Raw genomic sequence first — 4938 nt, 5'->3', positions numbered from 1 at the left:
CGCGTGGCGGCGGCGTGAAGGACTATCTCAATGGGCGCGGCATGCGCATCCTTGCGGCACTCGACGCGGTGTCATCAAGGCATTCGGCCAAGCAGGCGGAAGTCGCGCTTGCCTGGGTGATCGCTCGGCCGGGCGTCACCGCGCCGATCGCCAGCGCCACCAAGCCCGAGCAGATGGACAGCCTGATCAAGGCGGCGTCGCTGAAGCTGAGCGCCGCCGACATGGCCGAACTCGACAAAGCGAGCGACTGAAGTTTCGGCGGCCGCTCCTCGCACGAACGTCCAAGACGACCCTCTTGTCTTGCCATAGCCTCCTTCGCACGGGGCAAGACAGAGGGTGAGATGACTGAGCCGCTTCTTTTGCAGCCGGATCTTTGGCGCCAGTTGTGCGCGCTCGTGCTTGCCTCCGCCGTCGTCATGGGCAGCCCGGGGCCGGCAACGATAAGCGTCACCGCCGTTGGTGCCGCCTTCGGTTTGCGCCATTCCCTGGGCTATGCCTGGGGAATCATCCTGGGCACGATCGCCGTGCTTTTGGTTGTCGCGACCGGGGTCATGGCAGTGCTCACCTCGATGCCGAAGCTGGCGCCGTTGCTGGCTTTGGCCTCCGCGGCCTACATCCTCTATCTCGCCTTCAAGATCGCTACGGCGCCGCCGCTGGCCGCCCGCGCCGCCGAGACTTCGCGTCCCACATGGCTGGCTGGATTTCTTCTCGCGGTCGCCAATCCAAAGGCCTATGTGGCGATCGCCGCCGTGTTCGCCGGTGCTTCGTCCAAACAGGGCGCCACTGAGCCTGGTCTATGGCTGAAGCTGGCGGTTCTCGCCCCGATGATCGTTGCCATCCACGCTCTGTGGCTTGTCGCGGGGGCTGGGTTCGCGCGCTTCCTGCGCCGGCCGGCGGCCTCGCGGATCATCAACCTGATCTTTGCCGTGACGCTGGTGTTGACCACCGCGCTGGCGGTGTTCGGCTGAGAACTGCCGGCCGGAGACTTCCGGTTCAGACTTTGGTTCTTGCGGCGTTGTCCAGCTCTTGCAGCCTTTTCGCCGCTGTCGGCGGCAAGGCAGGCGGGTTCGGGCCGCGCGCCGCATCAATCAGGAACTGGTCGCAGGCAGCTTCGGTCTCGCCGATCAGCCGGGCCATGAATTCGTCCTTGCTCAGTCCCGGTGGAATCGGCGGCAGGAAACGCGCCTTGATGGTGCCGGGATAGCGCAGGAATTTGCGGCGCGGCCAATAGAGGCCGGCGACATGGGCAACCGGCACCACCGGAACACCAAGCTGCGTGTAGATTTCGACGATGCCGTATTTGTAGGCCGGTTCGTCGCCCGGCGCGCGTCTTGTCCCTTCGGGGTAGATGATGAGCTGGCGAGGGTTGCGCGCCATCTCTTCCTTGGTCGCGGCGACCACGGCCTTCAGTGCTTTCGAACGGCTGCCGCGATGAACCGGGATCATGCGCATCTTCATGATGTACCAGCCGAAGAACGGGATCCAGGTCAGCTCGCGCTTGAGGATGTAGAGCGGGTCCTGAAGGAAGGGGAAGAAGGCGATCGCGTCCCAGAACGACTGGTGCTTTGGTGCCAGGATGAAGGAGCCTTCGGGCAGGTTTTCCCGGCCGGTGATCTCGTTCTTCGTTCCGGCGATCTTCTCGTAAAGCCACATCGAGGTGCGCGACCAGAATTTCGGCACGAACCAGGCGCGGTGCCGGGGCGACAGGAAATAGTAGGGGGTCCAGAGGATCATCTGGACGATCAGGTTGACGTAAAAGACGAAATTGAACGTCAGCGATCTGATGTAGAGCATTGGGGGAGCCCGGTGAGGAGGTGAGCGTTGGTTACACCAAGCGCGGGAAAAAAGGAAATGGCCGCAGGGCGCTTTGGGTGGCGACGAAGAACGGCCACCGATGGGTTGGCCTGGTTCCGCTACATCAGCCGCGCCAGCCGCGCCTTCAGGCGCGGAGCGGCAAAATCGAGGAAGGCGCGCAGCTTGACCGGCAGCAGGCCGTGGCCCGCATGCACCAGGCTTACCGGCCATGGCGCCGGCTCGAATTCCTGCAGCAGGACGCGCAGCGCGCCGGACCGCAGCGCGGCTTCGATCTGGTAGGAAAGCACACGCGTCAGCCCGACGCCGGCAATCGCGGCATCGATGGCCGCTTCGGCGGTGTTGACCTGAAGCCGCGAGCGGACCCGAACCGGGATTTCGGCCTTGCCCTTGATGAAGCTCCAACTGGCGGCGGAGGCGAGCCCCTCGAAGGTGATGCAATCGTGTGTTTCCAGATCCTCCGGGGTCGTTGGCGTGCCGTGTTCGGCCAGATAGGCCGGGCTGGCGCAGACGACGCGGCGGATCGCGCCGACGCCGATGGCGACCAGGCTCGAATCGGGCAATCGGCCGATGCGGATGGCGAGATCGAAATGGTCCTCGACCAGCTGGGTTATGCGATCGGCCAATGTCAGGCGGATGTCCACGTCGGGATAGGCGGCGAGAAAGCCGGTGACGACCGGCAGCACGTGCAGGCGGCCAAAGACGACCGGCGCGGTGATGGCCAGTTCGCCGGTCGGAACACTGTATTCGCCGGCGGCCGTGCGTTCGGCCTCGCCGACGTCGTCCAGGATGCGGCGGCAGGCGGCAAGATAGGCCTGGCCGGCATCGGTCGGTGTCAGCCGTCGCGTCGAACGATTCAGGAGGCGTGTGTTCAGATGGCGCTCGAGATCGGAAATCTTGCGGCTGACCGTCGCCAGCGGAATGCCGAAACGGCGGCTGGCCGCGGAAAGGCTGCCGGCCTCCACCGCGGCGACAAAGAGCGACATGGCCTCGAGACGATCCATAGGTTCTTCCGAAAAATGGAAGGACAAGTTACGAATATGCCATCTGCCTTTGAATGATGGAAGGCTTATATTCCAGTCTGTCGGCCCTGCCTGCAGCATGGCCTCGCACAGGAGTTGCCATGTCCGAAGCCCGCCCGCCGCTGCCGCCGTTTACCGCCGAGACCGCAGCGCAGAAGGCGCGCATGGCCGAGGATGCCTGGAATTCACGCGATCCAGCGCGGGTCGCGCTCGCCTATACAAAGGACAGCCGCTGGCGCAACCGCGCCGAATTCCTGCAAGGCCGCGACGCCATCCAGGCCTTCCTGACGCGCAAATGGAGCCGCGAGCTCGACTACCGGCTGATCAAGGAGGTCTGGGCCTTCCACGGCAACCGCATCGCCGTGCGTTTCGCCTACGAATGGCGCGACGACAGCGGTTCATGGTTCCGCAGCTACGGCAACGAGAACTGGGAATTCGACGAACACGGGCTGATGCGTCTGCGCATCGCCAGCATCAACGACCTGCCGATCGGCGAGGCCGATCGTAAGTATCACTGGCCGCTCGGCCGGCGGCCGGACGACCACCCGACACTGTCGGAGCTCGGACTTTAGCATCTTGCCGCAAGGAAGCTTTCCATGAACGCGCATGCTGTCACCTGCGACGTCGCCTTCACGCCGACCGTCAAGGCGATCCAGGCCCGCAAGGGCTCACGTCAGTCCTATGCCCGCGTCGAGGAGCGTGGCGGCTGGCAGGCCGGCATCACCCCGGATCTTGCCGCCTTCATCGAAATGCAGACCAGCGTCTTCCTGTCGACCGCCAACCGCGAGGGGCAGCCCTATGTCCAGCATCGCGGCGGGCCGGCCGGCTTCCTCAAGGTGCTGGATGAACATACGATCGGCTTCGCGGATTTTTCCGGCAACCGGCAGTTCATCACGCAGGGCAATCTGGCCGACAATCCAAGGGCGTTCCTGTTCCTGATCGACTATATGCACCGCCAGCGCATCAAGCTCTGGGGCACCGCGCGCGTCGTCGAGAACGATGCCGAACTGATGGCGAAGCTGATGCCGCAAGGCTACGGAGCGCGCCCCGAGCAGGTCGTCCTGTTCACGGTCTCGGCCTGGGATGCCAACTGCCCGCAGCACATCCCGCAACGGTTCGAGGCAGCCGACGTCGCGGCGGCACTCGGCGAGCGGGACAAGCGTATCGAACGCCTTGAGCAGGAGATCGCACGGCTCAGGGGAAATTCGGGCGCGGCCGCAGGGGAATAATCAGCCGCCGGCCGCGGTTTCGGCCAGCGCGATGCCGTTGGGCGTCGGCTTGACAGGCACGATGCCGCGCGCCAGCGCAAGCAGATATTTGTTGTATTCGGTGAACAGCACGCGCAATGCCCGCGGCTTGGTCAGCCAGCCGCCATTGTCGAGGTTGGAATTGACCACCGGATAGGGCTCGAGCTTGGCGCCATGCAGCAGCCTGCCCATTTCCAGCAGGCTGCGCGGCATATGATAATTGTTGGTGACGAGGATCACCGTGCCATAGGCGTGGCTCTCGACCCATTTGGCGCTTTCCTCGGCATTGCCGATCGTGTCGAGCGCGGCGCGGTCGATGTCGACGCAACAGGAGAACAGATTCTTGTCGCCGCCGGTTGCCGCCTGCAGCTGGCGACGGCTGGCCGAAGGATGCACGCCGCTGATCAGCAGCCGTTCGCCCTTGCCGGACGCCAGCAGATCCATCGCGGCATCGAGGCGGGACTGGCCGCCGGTCAAGACGATGATCGCGTCTGCCCTGGCCGGATTGGCGGGCGTCGTCAGGTGACTGACTTTGTTGGCGAACCAACCGAAACCGCCGGCAAACAAAGTTGCAAGGATGAGGACGGAGAGGGCGGACAGGCGCAGCGTGGCTCTTAGACGGCTCACAGCGCGGCGGTCATGCGAACGTGCAACCACCACTGGCATCTGCCCAGCCGTACCGGTCGAATCCCGCGCGTCCATCGCCATATGGTTAATCCTGAAATGCGGCCTTGGGTAGGTAAAAGACGCACTTTGCGTTACGCGAATTCTCTATTCGTGATCACCGTGTTTTATCCATGTCGTTATCCCAAAACCCGTTCCCACTTTTGGGGGACATGAATTAGCCTGCATCCGGT

The 4938-nt window shown here is 64.0% G+C and carries 7 protein-coding genes; 4 read left to right on the top strand and 3 right to left on the bottom strand.

Features of this window, described 5'->3' with window-relative positions; genetic code table 11:
- Positions 1–251: aldo/keto reductase (locus EN925_RS23365; RefSeq protein ID WP_164894345.1), on the top strand; the 251-nt coding region annotated here is incomplete at its 5' end.
- A 90-nt stretch (positions 252–341) separates the two neighbouring features.
- Positions 342–968, top strand: a complete 627-nt coding sequence (locus EN925_RS23360) for a LysE family translocator (RefSeq protein ID WP_127370221.1) — start codon at positions 342–344, stop codon at positions 966–968.
- 25 nt (positions 969–993) lie between these two features.
- On the opposite strand, the gene EN925_RS23355 is transcribed toward EN925_RS23360, so the two are convergent.
- Entirely contained in the window at positions 994–1794 is an 801-nt protein-coding gene (locus EN925_RS23355) for a 1-acyl-sn-glycerol-3-phosphate acyltransferase (RefSeq protein ID WP_024503759.1), read from the bottom strand.
- A 119-nt stretch (positions 1795–1913) separates the two neighbouring features.
- Complete coding sequence (locus EN925_RS23350; RefSeq protein WP_013529395.1) at positions 1914–2816, bottom strand: LysR family transcriptional regulator; 903 nt, start codon at positions 2814–2816, stop codon at positions 1914–1916.
- Between the two features lie 119 nt (positions 2817–2935).
- Between EN925_RS23350 and EN925_RS23345 the strand changes: the two genes are divergently transcribed.
- Complete coding sequence (locus EN925_RS23345; protein WP_013529396.1) at positions 2936–3406, top strand: DUF1348 family protein; 471 nt, start codon at positions 2936–2938, stop codon at positions 3404–3406.
- Between the two features lie 24 nt (positions 3407–3430).
- A complete protein-coding gene (locus EN925_RS23340; RefSeq protein WP_127370361.1) occupies positions 3431–4063 on the top strand; it encodes a pyridoxamine 5'-phosphate oxidase family protein in 633 nt (210 codons plus the stop codon).
- On the opposite strand, the gene EN925_RS23335 is transcribed toward EN925_RS23340, so the two are convergent.
- Positions 4064–4789 (bottom strand): YdcF family protein, encoded by a 726-nt coding sequence (locus tag EN925_RS23335; protein ID WP_024503762.1) that lies wholly within the window; start codon positions 4787–4789, stop codon positions 4064–4066.
- Positions 4790–4938: the final 149 nt, after the last annotated feature.

The sequence above is a fragment of the Mesorhizobium sp. M7A.F.Ca.US.006.04.2.1 genome (assembly GCF_004022915.1).
GTDB classification, from domain to species: Bacteria; Pseudomonadota; Alphaproteobacteria; order Rhizobiales; family Rhizobiaceae; genus Mesorhizobium; species Mesorhizobium ciceri.
Note: the sequence above shows the minus strand (reverse complement) of the source record. Positions and strands in the feature narration are given on the sequence as shown.